This is a genomic window from Sphingomonas sp. CFBP 13603 (genome assembly GCF_014892665.1).
Classification (GTDB): Bacteria; Pseudomonadota; Alphaproteobacteria; order Sphingomonadales; family Sphingomonadaceae; genus Sphingomonas.
This window is the reverse complement of record NZ_JADBIA010000002.1, coordinates 46,711-61,965: the sequence shown is the minus strand read 5'-3', so window position 1 is coordinate 61,965 and position 15,255 is coordinate 46,711. Positions and strand designations below refer to the sequence as shown.

The window sequence follows — 15,255 nt, the reverse complement described above, 5'->3', positions numbered from 1 at the left end:
AGTTTCGGCCGCGCAAAATGGCTGAGTTCGCCATCATCACCGTCCTCGCGCTAGCCGCCGGCATCCTCCTAGGCTGGCTCCTAGCCTCCCGCCGAGCCGCCACCCTAGCCAGCGAACTCGCTGTCGCGCAGACCAAGGTCGCCGACGCCGACCTCATCCGCACCGCCCGCGACGCCGTCGAACGCGAACGCAACGCCGCGATGCAGGACCTCGCCACGCTCCGCGCGCAGAACGCCGAGCGCGCCACCGACACCGATCGCCTGCGCCTGGATCTTGCAACGATCCGCACCGACCGCGACGCCGCCCGCACCGAAATCGCGACGCTCAAAGCCCAAGGCGAGGCGTTCGAAGCGCGCCTGCTCGAACTCCGAGAGGCGAAGGACGTCATGGCCGCGCAGTTCGGCGACGTCGCCAACAAGCTGCTCAGCGACGCGCAGAAGACCTTCCTAGAACGCGCCGACGCCCGCTTCCGCCAGTCGGAGGAATCCGCCGGCCTCAACCTCAAGTCGATGCTCCAGCCCGTCAGCGACCGCCTGCAACGCTACGAAGAGGGCGTCGCCAAGGTCGAGGCCGAGCGCCGCGATGCATTCGGCGACCTCAAGGGCCAGATCGAACAGATGCGCCTCGGCCAGGAAAAGGTCTCCACCGAAGCCGCCAAGCTCGTCAATTCCCTCCGCAACGCCCCCAAGTCCCGCGGCCGCTGGGGCGAACAGCAACTGAAGAACGTCCTCGAAACCTGTGGCCTCAGCGAACACACCGACTTCCAGACGGAGGTCTCGGTCGCAGTAGGCGACGACGGCGCCCGCCTCCGTCCCGACGCGATTGTCAAAGTACCTGGCGGGCGGAGCCTTGTCATAGATGCCAAGGTTTCACTGAATGCTTATCAAGACGCGTTTGGTGCTGTTGATGAAGCAGAGAGGGAGATCGGATTGCGGTCACATGCCGCGTCCATGCGTGCTCACGTAAATAGTCTCGGACAGAAGGCGTATTGGAATCAATTTGCTGACGCCCCAGATTATGTCGTCATGTTCGTGCCAGGTGAACATTTTCTATCTGCCGCTCTAGAATACGATCCGACGCTTTGGGACTACGCATTCGATCAACGCGTGCTGCTCTCAACGCCGACTAATCTGATTGCAATAGCGCGTACTGTGGAAGCTGTTTGGCGTCAGGAAAAGATGGCTAAGCAAGCTCAGCAAATTGGGACGCTTGGCAAGGAAATGTACGAGCGCCTCGCAAAGGTGGCCGACGATCTCCGCAAGGTAGGCGTCGGCCTGAACAGCGCAGTGAAGAACTTCAACGGCTTCACCAACTCGTTCAACGGCCGCCTGATGGTAACCGGCCGCAAGTTCCGGGATCTTAACATCGAAACGGGTGCGCGAGATCTCGAGGACGTATCCTCGGTCGACGCACTGGCGCTAGGCGAGGGGCCTGCCCTGATCGAGAAGCCGGAGAGCGTGGAGTCCTGAGTATCTTGGGTGCTGCTCGATACCGCCCGACCAACACCCCCCGTCATCCTGACGAAAGTCAGGACCCAGAGCCAAACCCGCACCGCCCGTTATTCTGGATCCTGACTTTCGTCAGGATGACGGAGGGGGCGGCGTACCTGAGATTGCGACCTCTTCCTTGTTCTCCTGCGGAAGCAGGAGCCCAGGATCAAGCCGTGCTGCGTTCCGTTACCCTGGACCCCCGCCTTCGCGGGGGAACAGCTACGGCGGGTATGCCCGTATCCTCCCACGATCCCGTCATGCCGGGCTCGTTCCGGCATACACCCTTCCGCGAATTCAGCGGCGCGAGAGATCGCGGAACCGTGGACCCCGGAACAAGGCTCTCCTAAGTTTATCGAAGGGTCCGGGGTGACGGAGGAGTTTTTAAGTGGTCGATGGCAAAGCCCCGGCATCCCAAAAACCGATCGGTACAAAATTCGTTCACCTCTCGGCAACCTTTCCCGACCCTGCGCATTAACCGGACAACACCCCCAAGAGTCACCCGGTCATGAAACACCTAGTCCCCGTCCTTTGCGCCCTCATCCCCTTCGCAGCAATGATCGGCGCCTGCGTAACCTGCCCCTGACGCCCGTCGCGCAGACACAAAAGAAAAGGCCCGCCCGGATCGCTCCGGGCGGGCCTTTTCAGTATCGGCTAGAAGGGAAGCGAAGGGATCAACCCTGCGCTTCGTCCTCCTGGTCGCGCGGTGCTTCGGCGGTCGCGCCGGGCTCTGCGTTCGGATCGTAATCCTCGACGAAGCCAGCCTCGTCGCGCTCGAACATCGACGACATCACGTCGACACCCGAAGCCTGCATCTCGGCCTCTTCAGGCGAACGAGCGACGTTGACCTTGACGGCCACCGACACCTCGGGGTGCAGCGATACCTTGACGGTGTACACACCGATCGCCTTGATCGGCTTGTCGAGCACGATCGCCGACTTGCCGACCTTGTGACCATCGGCCACCAGCGCATCGACCAGATCGCGAACCGCGACCGAACCGTAGAGCTGACCGGTGTTCGACGCCTGACGGATCAGGGTCACGGTCGCGTCGTTGAAGGTCTTCGCTTCGGTCTCGGCATCGCTGCGACGCGATGCGTTGTCCGATTCGATCTTCGCACGGTTCGACTCGAACACCTTGCGGTTGGCTTCGTTCGAACGAAGCGCCTTCTTGTTGGGAAGCAGGAAGTTACGTGCGTAACCGTCCTTGACCTTCACCACGTCGCCGATAGCACCAAGCTTTTCGACGCGCTCAAGCAGAATGACGTCCATGTGGGCGCTCCTTACTTAACGATGTAGGGCAGCAAGCCCAGATGACGCGCACGCTTGATGGCCTGGGCCAGTTCGCGCTGCTTCTTTGCGGCCACCGAAGTGATACGCGACGGGACGATCTTGCCACGCTCGGACACGAAGCCCTGCAGCAACCGGACGTCCTTATAGTCGATCCGGGGAGCGTCTTTGGCGGAGAACGGGCAGCTCTTGCGGCGGCGGAAGAATGGACGTGCCATGATTATTCAGCTCCCTCTTCGCGGTCACGACGGGGACCACGGTCCGGACGATCGCCACGATCGGGACGGCCTTCACGGCCACCTTCACGGTCGCCACGACGCTCGCGGTCACGATCCTGCTTGCGCATCATCACGGTCGGGCCCTCTTCGAGGGTGTCGACCTTGACCGTCATGTAACGGATGATGTCTTCGTTGATCTGGGTCTGGCGCTCCAGCTCTGCGATCACGCTGCCCGGGGCATCGATCTCGAGCATGACATAGTGCGCCTTGCGGTTCTTGGCGATCTTGTACGCCAGCGAACGCAGACCCCAGTTCTCGGTCTTTACGACCCGACCTTCGTTGTCGTTCACGATCTTGGTGGCGATTTCCGCCAGTGCGTCCACCTGCGCTTGTGCCAGATCCTGGCGCGCAAGGAACACGTGCTCGTAAAGAGCCATGTCTTGTCCTTCGTCTTGGCCGATCGCTGATACACGCCCCATGCGTGCACCCCTCCGGCTGTCGTCTAGAATGCAAACAGGGGCGAGAGACGCGAATCTCTCACCCCGGTTGCAGAGGGCCTTACCCGTTTATCGGGGAAAGGCAAGGTCGACATCCGTCTTCCTACCTCCGCCATCCTGACGAAAGTCAGGACCCAGAGCCAAGGAGGGCGGCATCTCGTAACCCTGGGTCCTGACTTGCGTCAGGATGACGGGGTTGTGGCGTTACCGGAACGCGCCGCCACGAACCTGGACCACGTTGCCGCGACCGTTGATCAGCAACGCGTCGTTGCCCGAGCGGACCCACTGGCTGCCACGCGGCGGAGCGGCGAGGCGATAGTTGCGGTACGTCGTGATAACCCGGTAGTTCTGCGCCTGGCGACGATCGAAGCGCTGGCCGGCGCGCCAGTTGCGATACTGCGGCGTGCGGACGACAGTGCGCTTGGTGACGACGGTGCGGCCGTTGTTATCGTTGTGGCGCACGGTGGTGACTTCGCGACGCTGCTGCGCTTCGGCAGGCGCGGCGGCGAGCAGCGGGCTGGCGACGAGCGTGGCGGCAAGCGCGCTGAGGATGAACTTCTTCATGATAATCTCCCGTTTGAAACACGGCGCCGTTGCTGCGGCGTCCTCCATAATCTGGGAGCCGATTGTCGCAGGCGCTTGTCGCAAGGTCGGCGAAATGGTCGCATATTGTCGCAAGGCCGCGAGGTTTGTTCAGGTTGCAACTCAGCCCGCACCTTTATAGGCCCCGCGCTCAAACGAAGACCCAACACAGAGGAGAGGCCATGCGTGCGTTCATCTTCCCCGGCCAGGGGAGCCAGTCTGTCGGCATGGGCAAGGCCCTCGCCGGCGCCAGTGCCACCGCCCGCGAAGTCTTCGCCGAAGTCGACGAGGCGCTCGGCCAGCACCTGTTCCGGCTGATGAGCGAAGGGCCCGCGGACGACCTTCTCCTCACCGAGAACGCGCAGCCCGCGATCATGGCGAACGCGATCGCCACCTTGCGCGTCGCCGAAAAGGAAGGCGGCATCCGCCTCGCCGACAAGGCTGATTACGTCGCCGGCCACAGCCTCGGCGAATATACCGCGCTGTGTGCCGCCGGTGCGCTTGACCTGTCGACCACCGCCCGCCTCCTGAAACTCCGCGGCCGCGCGATGCAGGCGGCGGTACCAGTAGGCGAGGGCGCGATGGCCGCGTTGCTCGGCACCGACCTCGAAAAGGCGCAGGTGATCGCGGGCGCCGCAGTCGACGCGATCCTGGCGGAAGGCGGCCCCGAACTGATCTGCACCGTCGCCAACGACAACGACCCGTCGCAGGTCGTCATCTCCGGCCACCGCCTCGCCATCGAAAAGGCGATCGCACTGGCCAAGGACCTCGGCGCCAAGCGCGCGGTACTGTTGCCCGTCTCCGCCCCCTTCCACTGCCCCCTGATGCAGCCCGCCGCCGAAGCAATGGAAGCCGCGCTCCTCGACGCCGACCTCCGCGCGCCGCTCGTTCCCGTCTTCGCCAACGTCGACGCCACCGCCGTCGCCGACCCCGGCGCGATCCGTCACCTGCTGGTGCAGCAAGTCACCGGCATGGTCCGCTGGCGCGAATCGGTGTTGGCGATGCATGCGGCGGGCGTTGACCACTTCGTCGAATTCGGAGGCAAAGTCCTCAGCCCCATGGTCAAGCGCATCACCCCCGACGCCGAAACGACGAGCGTCATCACCATGGACGACATCGAGGAATTCGTGAAGAAGATGTGATTCACGCGAAGGCGCAAAGGCGCGAAGATGATGGATCTCGAGGCAGCCGCTTCCGACGTCATTGATGTGTCGCTTCGCCTTCACCGGGAGCTTGGGCCTGGATTGCTCGAAAGCGTCTACGAGACTGTGTTGGCGAGCAAGCTCGCCAGTCTGGGATATGAGGTCGAGCGGCAACGCTCTGTCTCGATCGATTTCGAAGGGCTACATTTCGAAGCGGCGTTCCGGATCGACCTCATCGTTGGCAACCAGCTACTCGTCGAAATCAAATCGGTCGAGCGGCTGAATGCCGCTCATGCAAAGCAACTGCTCACCTATCTGCGACTAACCAAACAGCCCTTGGGGCTGCTGATCAACTTCGGAGGCGAGACGCTGAAGGAGGGGCTCCGTCGGATCGTCAACGGCTACACCCCCTTCGCGCCATCGCGCCTTCGCGTGAACAAAATCTGATGGAGACCAAAATGTTCGACCTCACAGGCATGACCGCCCTCGTCACCGGGGCATCCGGCGGGATCGGGTCCGAGATCGCCAAGGCGCTGGCCGCCCAGGGCGCGCGCCTAGCCGTATCCGGCTCCAACGCCGACAAGCTCGAAGCCTTCCGCACTAGCCTTGGCGGCGACCACGTCGCGCTTCCCTGCAACCTCTCCGACGCCGCTGCCGTCGACGCGCTCGTCCCACAGGCGGTGGAAAAGCTCGGCAAGCTAGACATTCTCGTCAACAACGCCGGCGTCACCCGCGACAATCTCGCGATGCGGATGAAGGACGACGAGTGGGACAGCGTCATCCGCGTCAATCTCGAAGCCGCGTTCCGCCTCATGCGCGCCGCCGCCAAGCCGATGATGAAGGCAAGATTCGGCCGGATGATCTCGGTCACCTCGATCGTCGGCGTCACCGGCAATCCCGGCCAGGCCAACTACGCCGCATCGAAGGCCGGCCTTATCGGCATGTCGAAATCGATGGCGCAGGAGCTCGCCAGCCGCGGCATCACCGTCAATTGCGTCGCGCCCGGTTTTATCACTTCGCCGATGACCGACGCACTGCCTGACGCGCAGAAGACCGCGCTCACCGTGAAGATTCCGGCCGGTCGCCTTGGCGAAGGCGCAGACATCGGCGCGGCGATCGTGTACCTGGCTAGCCGTGAAGCCGGCTACGTCACGGGACAAACCGTGCACGTGAACGGCGGGATGGCGATGATCTGAACTTGCGCGCTGAACTACCGCGTTCTAGGTGCGTTCAGGAAATACCGAAAACCCCCAGATTTGAAGAGGGAACTACCATGAGCGAGACCGCTGACCGCGTGAAGAAAATCGTCGTCGAGCATCTCGGCGTCGAAGCCGACAAGGTGACCGAGGACGCGAGCTTCATCGACGACCTGGGCGCAGACAGCCTCGACATCGTCGAACTCGTCATGGCGTTCGAGGAGGAGTTCGGTGTCGAGATCCCCGATGATGCCGCCGAGAAGATTGCGACCGTCAAGGACGCGATCACCTACATCGACGAGCACAAGGCCTGATCAGGGTCTAGGGTTCAAACTTTGGACCTGCCCTGAAGGGTGTGATTTGAGCGGCTCCCCGTCCTTGGGCAAAGAGGGCGGGGAGCCGTTTCGTTTTGAGAGCAGACGGAGTTTGAAGCCATGCGGCGTGTCGTCGTAACCGGGCTAGGCCTGGTCACCCCCCTGGGGGCGGATGTTGAAACGGCCTGGGCGAATATCCTCGCCGGCAAGTCGGGCGCGGGCCCGATCACGCGCTTCGACGCGTCGGATCAGGTGTGCCGCATCGCCTGCGAGGTGAAGCCGGCCGACCACGAATATGGCTTCGACCCCGGCAAGCGCGTCGACCACAAGGTCCAGCGCCAGGTCGATCCGTTCATCATCTACGGCATCGACGCCGCGGGCCAGGCGCTCGAGGATGCCGGTCTGCTCGACATGACGCTCGAGGAAAGCTGGCGCGCCGGCGTCTCGATCGGCTCGGGTATCGGCGGTCTGCCGGGTATCGAGAGCGAGGCGATCGTGCTCCATACGAAGGGCCCGCGTCGCGTGTCGCCACACTTCGTCCATGGCCGGCTGATCAACCTGATCTCGGGCCAGGTCTCGATCAAATATGGCCTGCGCGGTCCGAATCACGCGGTCGTCACCGCCTGCTCGACCGGCGCGCATGCGATCGGCGACGCCGCGCGGATGATCGCGATGGATGACGCCGACGTGATGCTCGCGGGCGGCGCGGAGGGCACCGTCTGCCCGCTCGGCATCGCCGGGTTCGCACAGGCACGTGCGCTGTCGACCAACTTCAACGATTCGCCCGAAAAGGCCTCGCGTCCCTACGACAAGGATCGCGACGGCTTCGTGATGGGCGAGGGCGCGGGTGTGCTAGTGCTCGAGGAGTACGAACACGCCAAGGCACGTGGCGCGAAGATGTATGCCGAGGTGATCGGCTACGGTCTGTCGGGCGACGCGTATCACGTGACCGCACCGCATCCCGAGGGCGACGGCGCGTTCCGATCGATGCAGATGGCGATCAAGAAGTCGGGCCTCAAGCTCGAGGACATCGACTACATCAACGCGCACGGGACTTCGACGCCGCTGGGCGACGAGCTCGAACTCGGCGCGGTCCGCCGCCTGTTCGGCGATGCGATCTCGGGTCTGTCGATGTCGTCGACCAAGTCCGCGATCGGGCATCTGCTCGGTGGCGCTGGCGCGGTCGAGAGCATCTTCTGCATCCTCGCGCTGCGCGACCAGATCGTCCCGCCGACGCTGAACCTCGACAATCCGAGCGACAGCTGCGTGGGGGTCGATCTCGTCCCGCACGTGGCCAAGAAGCGTGAAGTCCGCGCGGTGCTGAACAACTCGTTCGGCTTCGGCGGCACGAATGCGTCGTTGGTGATGACCAAGGTCAAGTAAAGTAGTTTGTTCCCCCGCGAAGGGTCACCCATCAAAGTAGTACTTTGATGGGGCCCAAGGCGGGGGCCCAGACTGGGCTCCCGCCTTCGCGGGAGAACAAGAGGTAGTGATGCGCAAGGTCGGCTGTTTCGGACTCGTCTTAGGCCTGGCGGCAGTCGTCGCGCTGTTCCTGGTCGTCCAGGGCTGGGGCGGCGCTGGCCCAGCACCGCGCACGCTGACCGTACAGATCGGCGAAGGCAGCACGCTGGCCGGCGCTGCCACCGAACTCGAAAAGGCCGGCGCGATCCCCTCGGCCCGACGCTTCCGCCTGTACGCCCGCGTGTTCGGCTCGGGCGACCCGATCAAGGCCGGTGAATACCGCATCGCGCCGCACACCAGCCAGTCCGACATCCTGAAGCTGATGCAGGGCGGCAAGGTCGTCCAGCGCCTCGTCGTCGTCCCGGAGGGCTATCCCTCGGTCCTCGTCTACGACGCGCTGGCGAAGGCGGACGGCCTGACCGGCACCGTGCCGGTCCCAGCAGAAGGCTCGATCCTCCCTGACAGCTACGCCTTCCAGGCCGGCGACACCCGCGCATCGGTCGTCGCGCGGATGCAGTCGGCGATGAAGACGTATCTCGCTCAGGCCTGGGCCGCGCGCCGGCCGGGGATCGCGGTGACGACGCCCGAACAAGCGATCATCCTTGCTTCGATCGTCGAGAAGGAAACCGGCAAGCCGTCCGAACGCCGTACCGTCGCCGCGGTCTACGGCAATCGCCTGCGCAACGGCATGCCGCTCCAGGCCGACCCCACCGTGATCTACCCGATCACCAAGGGTCGCCCGCTAGGCCGCCGTATTCTGCGGTCGGAACTGCACGCGAAGAACGGCTACAACACCTATGCCGAAGCCGGCCTGCCGGTCGGCCCGATCGCCAATCCCGGCCGCGCCTCGATCGACGCGGTGCTCGACCCGGCGCAGACCCAGGCGCTCTACTTCGTAGCAGACGGTACCGGCGGCCACGTCTTTGCGAACACGCTGGCCGAGCACAACGCCAATGTGAAGCAATGGTACGCCATCCGCAAATCCCGCGGCGAGATGTAATCCTCCCCGGAACGGGGAGGGGGACCATCCGCAGGATGGTGGAGGGGGCTCGCCGCGAGCGCACCAGCAGTGGGGCGGGATCCCGCGGGGCGGGACCCTCGTGGCGCTCCCCCTCCACCCCGCCGCTGCGCGTCGCGGTCCCCCTCCCCGTGCCGGGGAGGAATTACCCCCGCAGCGCGTTAGCGGCGCGCGCCTTGATCTCGATCTCGGCCATCGTCCCGCCGGTTACCCAGCTTCCGCCAACACACAGCACCGGCTTGAACGCCAGCCACTCGGGCGCGCTCGCCTCGGTGATCCCGCCGGTCGGGCAGAAGCTGCACTGATAGAACGGCGCGGCCAGAGCCTTGAGCGCCTTCAACCCGCCATTCGCCTCGGCAGGGAAGAACTTGAAGTGCGTAAGCCCCAGGTCGAGCCCGGTCATGATATCCGCCGCGTTGGCTATGCCCGGAAGGAACGGAATACCGCTCTCGATGATCGGCGTGGCGAGGCGTTCGGTCAGGCCCGGCGAGACGATGAACTCCGCCCCCGCATCGCGGACCTGCGCGAACTGCTGCGTGTTGACGACGGTACCGGCGCCGACGATCGCGCCCGGCACCTTCTTCATCTCGGCGATGGCTTCGAGCGCGGCGCCGGTGCGCAACGTCACTTCGAGCACGCGCAGGCCGCCCGCGACCAGTGCCTCGGCGAGCGGACGGGCGAGGGCGGCGTCCTCGATCACCAGCACCGGGATGACAGCGCTGGTTTGCATGATGTCTGCGATAGTCACGGTCATTGGGTGTGTTCCTGTGCGAAGGCGGCCGCGGCGCCGAACAGGCCGGGCTGGGGATGGGTGATGAGCTTGACGGGCATCGCCGCCATCATGCCCTGGAAGCGACCCTTGGCGACGAAGCGCTGGTCGAAGCCCGAACGAATCAGGCGATCCTTGATCCGGAAGCCGAGCCCGCCGGCGATCACGACCGCCTTCGCGCCCTGCGCCAGCGCGAGATCGCCCGCGACCGCGCCGAGTGCGAGACAGAACCGGTCGAGCGCGGCGAGCGCGATCGAATCGGTTCCGTCGATCGCCTCGGTCCAGATCGTCTTGTCGTCATGGCTGGGAACCGCGCGGCCCTCCAGCGCGGCAAGTGTCTCGTAGATCGCGACGATGCCAGGCCCGGCGACGACCCGTTCGGCCGAAACGCGCGTGAAGGTCTTGCGCAGCCGCTTGAGCAACGCATCCTCGATCCCGTCGAGCGGGGCGAAGTCCATGTGACCGCCCTCGGTCTCAAGGACCTGATAGCCGTCCTTGCGCCGCAGCAACTGTGCGACGCCGAGCCCGGTGCCGGGGCCACAGATCGTCGTGATGCCCTCGGACGGCAGCGGCGTATCGGGTCCGCAGAGATGGATGAAATCGCTGCTCGGCACCTGCGCGACGGCATGGCCGACCGCGCCGAAATCGTTGACGACCACCCACTGGTCCGCCTTCAGCCGCTCGGTGATCAGCGACTTGCGGATGATCCACGGGTTGTTGGTGAGCCGGATGACGTCGTTCGCGACCGGCGACGCGACCGCGATCGCCAGCGCGCGAGGCAGGAGCCGGCCAAGGCCAGCCTCGAACGCCTGATACGCGGTCTGGAGCGAAGCGTGGTCCGCGGTCTTCAGCGTCGCTGGCTCGCCGAGCGACACGACGCGTCCGTTCTCGACTTCGGCGATCGCGAAGCGGGCGTGCGTTCCGCCGATATCTGCCGCTACGATTTCCATTCGTGTCTCTCCAACATACTTCCGTTCGTCCCGAGTAGCCGTCGAGCTTGTTGAGATGGCGTATCGACGGACATGCCGCGGGGGTGTCCTTCGATACGGGCTCTCGACCTCGCTCGATCCCTACTCGGGACGAACGGAGTCCTACTTACAGCCCAGCGCCCGCCAGCATTGCCGACGCACCCTTCTCAGCCTCGTCGGCAAGACCGCGGAACATGCCGAACAACTCGCGACCCATGCCACTGACCGGCGGCGGCACCGCGACCATTTCGCGCGTCGTCCACACAGCCGCGTCGACCAGCGCCTCCAGCGTACCGTTGACCGCATCCACCCGGATCATGTCGCCATCGCGGATCAACCCGATCGCACCATCGAGCAGCGCCTCGGGCGAGCAATGGATCGCGCACGGCACCTTGCCGCTCGCGCCCGACATGCGGCCGTCGGTAACTAGCGCCACCTTGAACCCACGGTTCTGCAACACTCCCAGCGGCGGCGTCAGCTTGTGCAACTCCGGCATGCCGTTCGCGCGCGGCCCCTGGAACCGGACGACGACGACGACGTCCTTCTCCAGTTCGCCGCGCTTGAATGCCTCGATCACGTCGAGCTGGTCGTCGAACACCATTGCGGGTGCCTCGACGATCCACCGCTCGCGCTCGACCGCGGACACCTTGATGCACGCCCGCCCGATATTGCCCGCGAGGATCCGCATGCCCCCATCCGGAGAGAACGGCGCGGTCGCAGGACGGAGGATCGTCTCGTCGCCGCTGTCGGGCGTATCGCGCCAGCCGAGCGTGTCGCCCTCGACGACCGCGGTCTTCGCATAGGCCGACAGATCTTCGCCACCGATCGTCATGATGTCGCCGTGCAACAGCCCTTCGCCGAGCAGTTCCCGGATCACATAGGGCATGCCGCCGGCAGCCTCGAACGCGTTCACGTCCGCCGAGCCGTTGGGATAGACGCGTGCGATCAGCGGGACCGCGCAGGAGAGGCGGTCGAAATCCTCCCAGTCGATGATGATCCCCGCCGCGCGAGCGATCGCCGGAACATGGAGCAGGTGATTGGTCGAGCCCCCGGTCGCGAGCAGACCGACCGCGGCGTTCACGATCGCCTTCTCGTCGACGCAATGCCCGAGCGGCCGATACGAATCGCCGCGCGCGCCGATCTTCGCCAACCGGTGCACCGCCGCCCGCGTCAGCTCCTGCCGCAGCTTGGTACCCGGATTGACGAACGCCGCGCCCGGCATGTGGAGGCCCATGACCTCCATCATCATCTGGTTGGTGTTGGCCGTGCCGTAGAAGGTGCACGTGCCCTTCGAATGATAGGCGCCGATCTCGGCTTCGAGCAGTTCCTCACGCCCGACCAGCCCCTCGGCGAATTTCTCGCGAACCGCGGCCTTCGCCTTGTTGGGCAAGCCCGTCGGCATTGGCCCGCCGGGGATCAGCACCATCGGCAGATGCCCGAAGCGCAACGCGCCCATCAGCAGCCCCGGCACGATCTTGTCGCAAATGCCGAGCAGCGCGGCACCCTCGAACGTTCCGTGCGACAACGCAATCGCAGTGCTCAGCGCGATCGTGTCGCGGCTGAACAGCGACAGCTCCATGCCCGGATAGCCCTGCGTCACGCCGTCGCACATCGCCGGTACGCCGCCCGCGACCTGCGCGGTCGCCCCCGCCTCACGCGCCCAGATTTTCATCAGCTCGGGGTAGCGATAGTAGACGGCGTGGGCCGACAGCATGTCGTTATACGCGGTGACGATGCCGATGTTCATGCCGGCATCGGCCTTCATCGCGTCGCGGTCCTCCTCGGTCCCGGCATAGGCGTGCGCCAGGTTCGCGCAGCCGAGGCCGGGGCGCCGGACCTGCGCCGCCGCCTCGCGCTCGATCAGCGCGAGGTAGGTGGCGCGGCTGTCGCGCGAGCGCTCGATGATCCGGTCGGTGACCGCGGAGACGACGGCGTTGAGCATCGTCACGGTGCCCAGTGCACGTCGACCGGCAGCTCGACTTCGGCCAGCACGCGGCCGATCGGATAGGACGACGACGGCCCCTGTTCGATCGCCTGCTCGAGCACCTTCTTCTTCGCGTCGCCGGTGATCATGATCATCAGCGCCTTCGACGAAGCGATGGCGGCAGCCGACAGCGTCACGCGCGCCAGCGGTGCTTCGGGCGGCAGCGGATCGGGCATCACGCCGAGCGCGCGGCGTTCCTTCGGACCGCTCAGCGCCTCGTCGTAATCGGGGCCGGGGAAGATCGACGCGGTATGCCCGTCGCCGCCCATGCCGAGCAGGCAGAAGTCGAGCGGCCAGTGCAGGTCCTGCATCAGCGCATCCGCCGAACGACCGGCAGCCTTGTAGTCCGACATCGCCTCTGGGACGATCGGCTTCACGCGCGCGCCCTTGGGGAGAAAGATCTTTGCCAGCGCCGTCACGTTCGACAGCGGATCGCCAAGCTTCACGATCCGCTCGTCGCCGGGGATGATCGTGACCTTCTTCCAGTCGAGCTTCGCCTGGGCCAGCTTCTCATACGCAGCGAACGGCGTCTTGCCGCCCGCCAGCGCGATCACCGCCGAGCCGCGCGCGTCTAGTGCGCTCTCGATGACGAACTGGATGTCACCTGCGACCGCGTTGGCGAGCTCGCCCGCGTCGTCATATTCCCACCATTCGATTTCGGTCATAAACTTGAACTCACTCAGAAAATTGCTGTCAAAAATGCCGTTCGTGCCGAGTAGGGATCGAGCGAAGCCGAGAGCCCGTATCGAGGTACAATGCCACAATCGGGCCGATCCCTCGATACGCCTTCTCGACTTCGCTCGAAGGCTACTCGGGACGAACGGGAAGAAACAAACTCAGTCGTCCTGCCAGGTCACGCCGTCGCGCTCGGTCAGCGCGATCGCGGCGGATGGACCCCAGCTACCCGAGGCATAGCTCTTGGGCTTCATCGCGTTGGCCTTCCAGCCCTCGCGGATCGCGTCGATCCAGGTCCATTGCGCCTCGACCTCGTCACGCCGCACAAACAGTGTCTGGTCGCCCTCGATCAGGTCGAGCAGCAGCCGCTCATAGGCGATCCGCCGACGCGAACCCGCGAACTCGGCATCCAGGCTCAGGTTCAACGGCACTTCGCGCAGGCGGACGCCCTCGCGATCGAGCCCCGGCTCCTTCGCCATCACCAGCAGCTGGACATACTCCTCCGGCTGGAGGCGGATGATCAGCATGTTAGGCTGCAACAGCCCGCCACGACCCGCGAACATCGAGTGCGGCACCGCCTTGAACTGGATCGCGATCTCGCTCTGGCGCGTGGCCATCCGCTTGCCGGTGCGCAGATAGAACGGCACGCCCTGCCAGCGCCAGTTATCGACATGCGCCTTGATCGCGACGAACGTCTCGGTGGTCGATGGCTTGCCCAGTTCGTCGGAGTAGCTCTTGACGATCTTCCCCTTTACCGCGCCGTCGCCATATTGGCCGGTCACCGTGACGTGCGGCACTTCCTCGGGCTTGATCAGTCGCAACGATCGGAAAACCTTCGACTTCTCGTCGCGGACGTCGGTGCCCTCGAAGCGCGCAGGCGGCTCCATGGCGATCAGCGCAAGCAGCTGGAGCATGTGGTTGGCGACCATGTCGCGCAACGCACCCGCCGTCTCGTAATAGCCTGCGCGCTCTTCGAGACCGACCGTCTCGGAGATCGTGATCTGGACGTTGTCGATCCCCTGCGCGTTCCAGACCGGCTCGAAGAACGAGTTGCCGAAGCGCAGCGCGAGGATGTTCTGGACGGTTTCCTTGCCGAGATAATGATCGATCCGGTAGGTCCGCTCCTCAGGGAAAGCCTTCGCCACCGCATCGTTGATCTCGCGGCTCGTTTCCAGATCGTAGCCTAGCGGCTTCTCGAGCCCGACGCGCACGGTCTCGCCAGCAAGCCCGACTTTGTGCAGCCCTTCGATGGCCGCTTCGAACAGCGAGGGCGCGGTCGATAGATAGATCGCCAGCCCGCCGGAGATATCGCCGATCTTGTCCGCCAGCGGCTGGAAACTCGCCGGATCGGACAGGTCGGTCGGCTGATAGAAGATCCGGTCGAGGAACGTCCCGATCGCAGCTTCGTCCTTGCGATCCTCGGGCAGGAACTCGTCGAGCGCCTTCTTCGCGAACTTGCGGTAATCCTCGTCGTCATGCTCGTGACGCGCGGCGCCGGTGATCGTCAGTTCCTCGGGCAGCAACCCGTCGGCGTGCAGGCCATAGAGCGAGGGCAGCAACATGCGCTGCGCTAAATCGCCGGTCGCGCCGAACAGGAGCAGCTTGGCTACGGGATTACGGTGCATGAAAGCTCCTGGATTTGGCGATGGACCGGG

Annotated in this window: 16 protein-coding genes; 7 read left to right on the top strand and 9 right to left on the bottom strand. The window is 64.8% G+C overall.

Annotated elements, in window-relative coordinates; all coding sequences use genetic code 11:
* The first annotated feature begins 17 nt into the window (after positions 1-17).
* Positions 18-1,469, top strand: coding sequence for a DNA recombination protein RmuC (rmuC, locus tag IFR23_RS03125; RefSeq protein ID WP_192974686.1), 1,452 nt, complete (start codon positions 18-20; stop codon positions 1,467-1,469).
* Between the two features lie 692 nt (positions 1,470-2,161).
* Here rmuC and rplI read toward each other — a convergent pair.
* The 4 genes from rplI to IFR23_RS03105 form a co-directional block, all read right to left on the bottom strand.
* Positions 2,162-2,758 carry a 50S ribosomal protein L9 gene (gene rplI, locus IFR23_RS03120; protein WP_107952437.1) on the bottom strand — a complete coding sequence of 199 codons (597 nt, stop codon included), beginning with the start codon at positions 2,756-2,758 and terminating at the stop codon, positions 2,162-2,164.
* A gap of 11 nt (positions 2,759-2,769) precedes the next feature.
* A complete protein-coding gene (rpsR, locus tag IFR23_RS03115; RefSeq protein ID WP_031393978.1) occupies positions 2,770-2,994 on the bottom strand; it encodes a 30S ribosomal protein S18 in 225 nt (74 codons plus the stop codon).
* Positions 2,995-2,996: 2 nt separating this feature from the next.
* Positions 2,997-3,431 (bottom strand): 30S ribosomal protein S6, encoded by a 435-nt coding sequence (gene rpsF, locus IFR23_RS03110; RefSeq protein ID WP_056050884.1) that lies wholly within the window; start codon positions 3,429-3,431, stop codon positions 2,997-2,999.
* A gap of 264 nt (positions 3,432-3,695) precedes the next feature.
* The gene (locus tag IFR23_RS03105) at positions 3,696-4,055 is read right to left on the bottom strand and encodes an RcnB family protein (protein WP_136189698.1); all 360 of its coding nucleotides are present in this window, start codon (positions 4,053-4,055) and stop codon (positions 3,696-3,698) included.
* Between the two features lie 200 nt (positions 4,056-4,255).
* Here IFR23_RS03105 and fabD point away from each other — a divergent pair, with 200 nt between their 5' ends.
* The 6 genes from fabD to mltG all read left to right on the top strand — a co-directional run bounded on the left by fabD (position 4,256) and on the right by mltG (position 9,186).
* Positions 4,256-5,215, top strand: coding sequence for an ACP S-malonyltransferase (gene fabD / locus IFR23_RS03100; protein WP_192974685.1), 960 nt, complete (start codon positions 4,256-4,258; stop codon positions 5,213-5,215).
* Positions 5,216-5,242: 27 nt separating this feature from the next.
* Positions 5,243-5,662 (top strand): GxxExxY protein, encoded by a 420-nt coding sequence (locus IFR23_RS03095; RefSeq protein WP_192974684.1) that lies wholly within the window; start codon positions 5,243-5,245, stop codon positions 5,660-5,662.
* A gap of 11 nt (positions 5,663-5,673) precedes the next feature.
* On the top strand, positions 5,674-6,411 hold the full coding sequence (gene fabG, locus IFR23_RS03090) for a 3-oxoacyl-[acyl-carrier-protein] reductase (protein WP_192974683.1): 738 nt from the start codon (positions 5,674-5,676) through the stop codon (positions 6,409-6,411).
* Positions 6,412-6,488: 77 nt separating this feature from the next.
* Complete coding sequence (locus IFR23_RS03085) at positions 6,489-6,725, top strand: acyl carrier protein (protein WP_031393971.1); 237 nt, start codon at positions 6,489-6,491, stop codon at positions 6,723-6,725.
* 120 nt (positions 6,726-6,845) lie between these two features.
* Positions 6,846-8,108: a beta-ketoacyl-ACP synthase II gene (gene fabF / locus IFR23_RS03080; RefSeq protein ID WP_192974682.1), complete on the top strand. Its 1,263-nt coding sequence runs from the start codon at positions 6,846-6,848 to the stop codon at positions 8,106-8,108.
* A 109-nt stretch (positions 8,109-8,217) separates the two neighbouring features.
* Positions 8,218-9,186 carry an endolytic transglycosylase MltG gene (gene mltG / locus IFR23_RS03075; protein ID WP_192974681.1) on the top strand — a complete coding sequence of 323 codons (969 nt, stop codon included), beginning with the start codon at positions 8,218-8,220 and terminating at the stop codon, positions 9,184-9,186.
* A gap of 163 nt (positions 9,187-9,349) precedes the next feature.
* Here the strand turns inward: mltG and eda are convergent, their stop codons facing one another.
* The 5 genes from eda to zwf form a co-directional block, all read right to left on the bottom strand.
* A complete protein-coding gene (gene eda / locus IFR23_RS03070) occupies positions 9,350-9,958 on the bottom strand; it encodes a bifunctional 4-hydroxy-2-oxoglutarate aldolase/2-dehydro-3-deoxy-phosphogluconate aldolase (RefSeq protein WP_060526944.1) in 609 nt (202 codons plus the stop codon).
* On the bottom strand, positions 9,955-10,923 hold the full coding sequence (gene glk / locus IFR23_RS03065) for a glucokinase (protein WP_192974680.1): 969 nt from the start codon (positions 10,921-10,923) through the stop codon (positions 9,955-9,957). Before glk ends, eda begins: the two co-directional genes overlap by 4 nt.
* 145 nt (positions 10,924-11,068) lie before the next feature.
* On the bottom strand, positions 11,069-12,883 hold the full coding sequence (gene edd, locus IFR23_RS03060) for a phosphogluconate dehydratase (RefSeq protein WP_192974998.1): 1,815 nt from the start codon (positions 12,881-12,883) through the stop codon (positions 11,069-11,071).
* A gap of 2 nt (positions 12,884-12,885) precedes the next feature.
* Positions 12,886-13,590, bottom strand: a complete 705-nt coding sequence (gene pgl, locus IFR23_RS03055) for a 6-phosphogluconolactonase (RefSeq protein WP_056062623.1) — start codon at positions 13,588-13,590, stop codon at positions 12,886-12,888.
* A gap of 171 nt (positions 13,591-13,761) precedes the next feature.
* Positions 13,762-15,225 (bottom strand): glucose-6-phosphate dehydrogenase, encoded by a 1,464-nt coding sequence (gene zwf, locus IFR23_RS03050; RefSeq protein WP_192238864.1) that lies wholly within the window; start codon positions 15,223-15,225, stop codon positions 13,762-13,764.
* Between the last annotated feature and the right edge of the window lie 30 nt (positions 15,226-15,255).

Coding starts and splice junctions, on each gene's coding strand:
- rmuC (WP_192974686.1), top strand. CDS start 18: ATGGCTGAGTTCGCCATCATCACCGTCCTCGCGCTAGCCGCCGGCATC.
- rplI (WP_107952437.1), bottom strand. CDS start 2,758: ATGGACGTCATTCTGCTTGAGCGCGTCGAAAAGCTTGGTGCTATCGGC.
- rpsR (WP_031393978.1), bottom strand. CDS start 2,994: ATGGCACGTCCATTCTTCCGCCGCCGCAAGAGCTGCCCGTTCTCCGCC.
- rpsF (WP_056050884.1), bottom strand. CDS start 3,431: ATGGCTCTTTACGAGCACGTGTTCCTTGCGCGCCAGGATCTGGCACAA.
- IFR23_RS03105 (WP_136189698.1), bottom strand. CDS start 4,055: ATGAAGAAGTTCATCCTCAGCGCGCTTGCCGCCACGCTCGTCGCCAGC.
- fabD (WP_192974685.1), top strand. CDS start 4,256: ATGCGTGCGTTCATCTTCCCCGGCCAGGGGAGCCAGTCTGTCGGCATG.
- IFR23_RS03095 (WP_192974684.1), top strand. CDS start 5,243: ATGATGGATCTCGAGGCAGCCGCTTCCGACGTCATTGATGTGTCGCTT.
- fabG (WP_192974683.1), top strand. CDS start 5,674: ATGTTCGACCTCACAGGCATGACCGCCCTCGTCACCGGGGCATCCGGC.
- IFR23_RS03085 (WP_031393971.1), top strand. CDS start 6,489: ATGAGCGAGACCGCTGACCGCGTGAAGAAAATCGTCGTCGAGCATCTC.
- fabF (WP_192974682.1), top strand. CDS start 6,846: ATGCGGCGTGTCGTCGTAACCGGGCTAGGCCTGGTCACCCCCCTGGGG.
- mltG (WP_192974681.1), top strand. CDS start 8,218: ATGCGCAAGGTCGGCTGTTTCGGACTCGTCTTAGGCCTGGCGGCAGTC.
- eda (WP_060526944.1), bottom strand. CDS start 9,958: ATGACCGTGACTATCGCAGACATCATGCAAACCAGCGCTGTCATCCCG.
- glk (WP_192974680.1), bottom strand. CDS start 10,923: ATGGAAATCGTAGCGGCAGATATCGGCGGAACGCACGCCCGCTTCGCG.
- edd (WP_192974998.1), bottom strand. CDS start 12,883: ATGCTCAACGCCGTCGTCTCCGCGGTCACCGACCGGATCATCGAGCGC.
- pgl (WP_056062623.1), bottom strand. CDS start 13,590: ATGACCGAAATCGAATGGTGGGAATATGACGACGCGGGCGAGCTCGCC.
- zwf (WP_192238864.1), bottom strand. CDS start 15,225: ATGCACCGTAATCCCGTAGCCAAGCTGCTCCTGTTCGGCGCGACCGGC.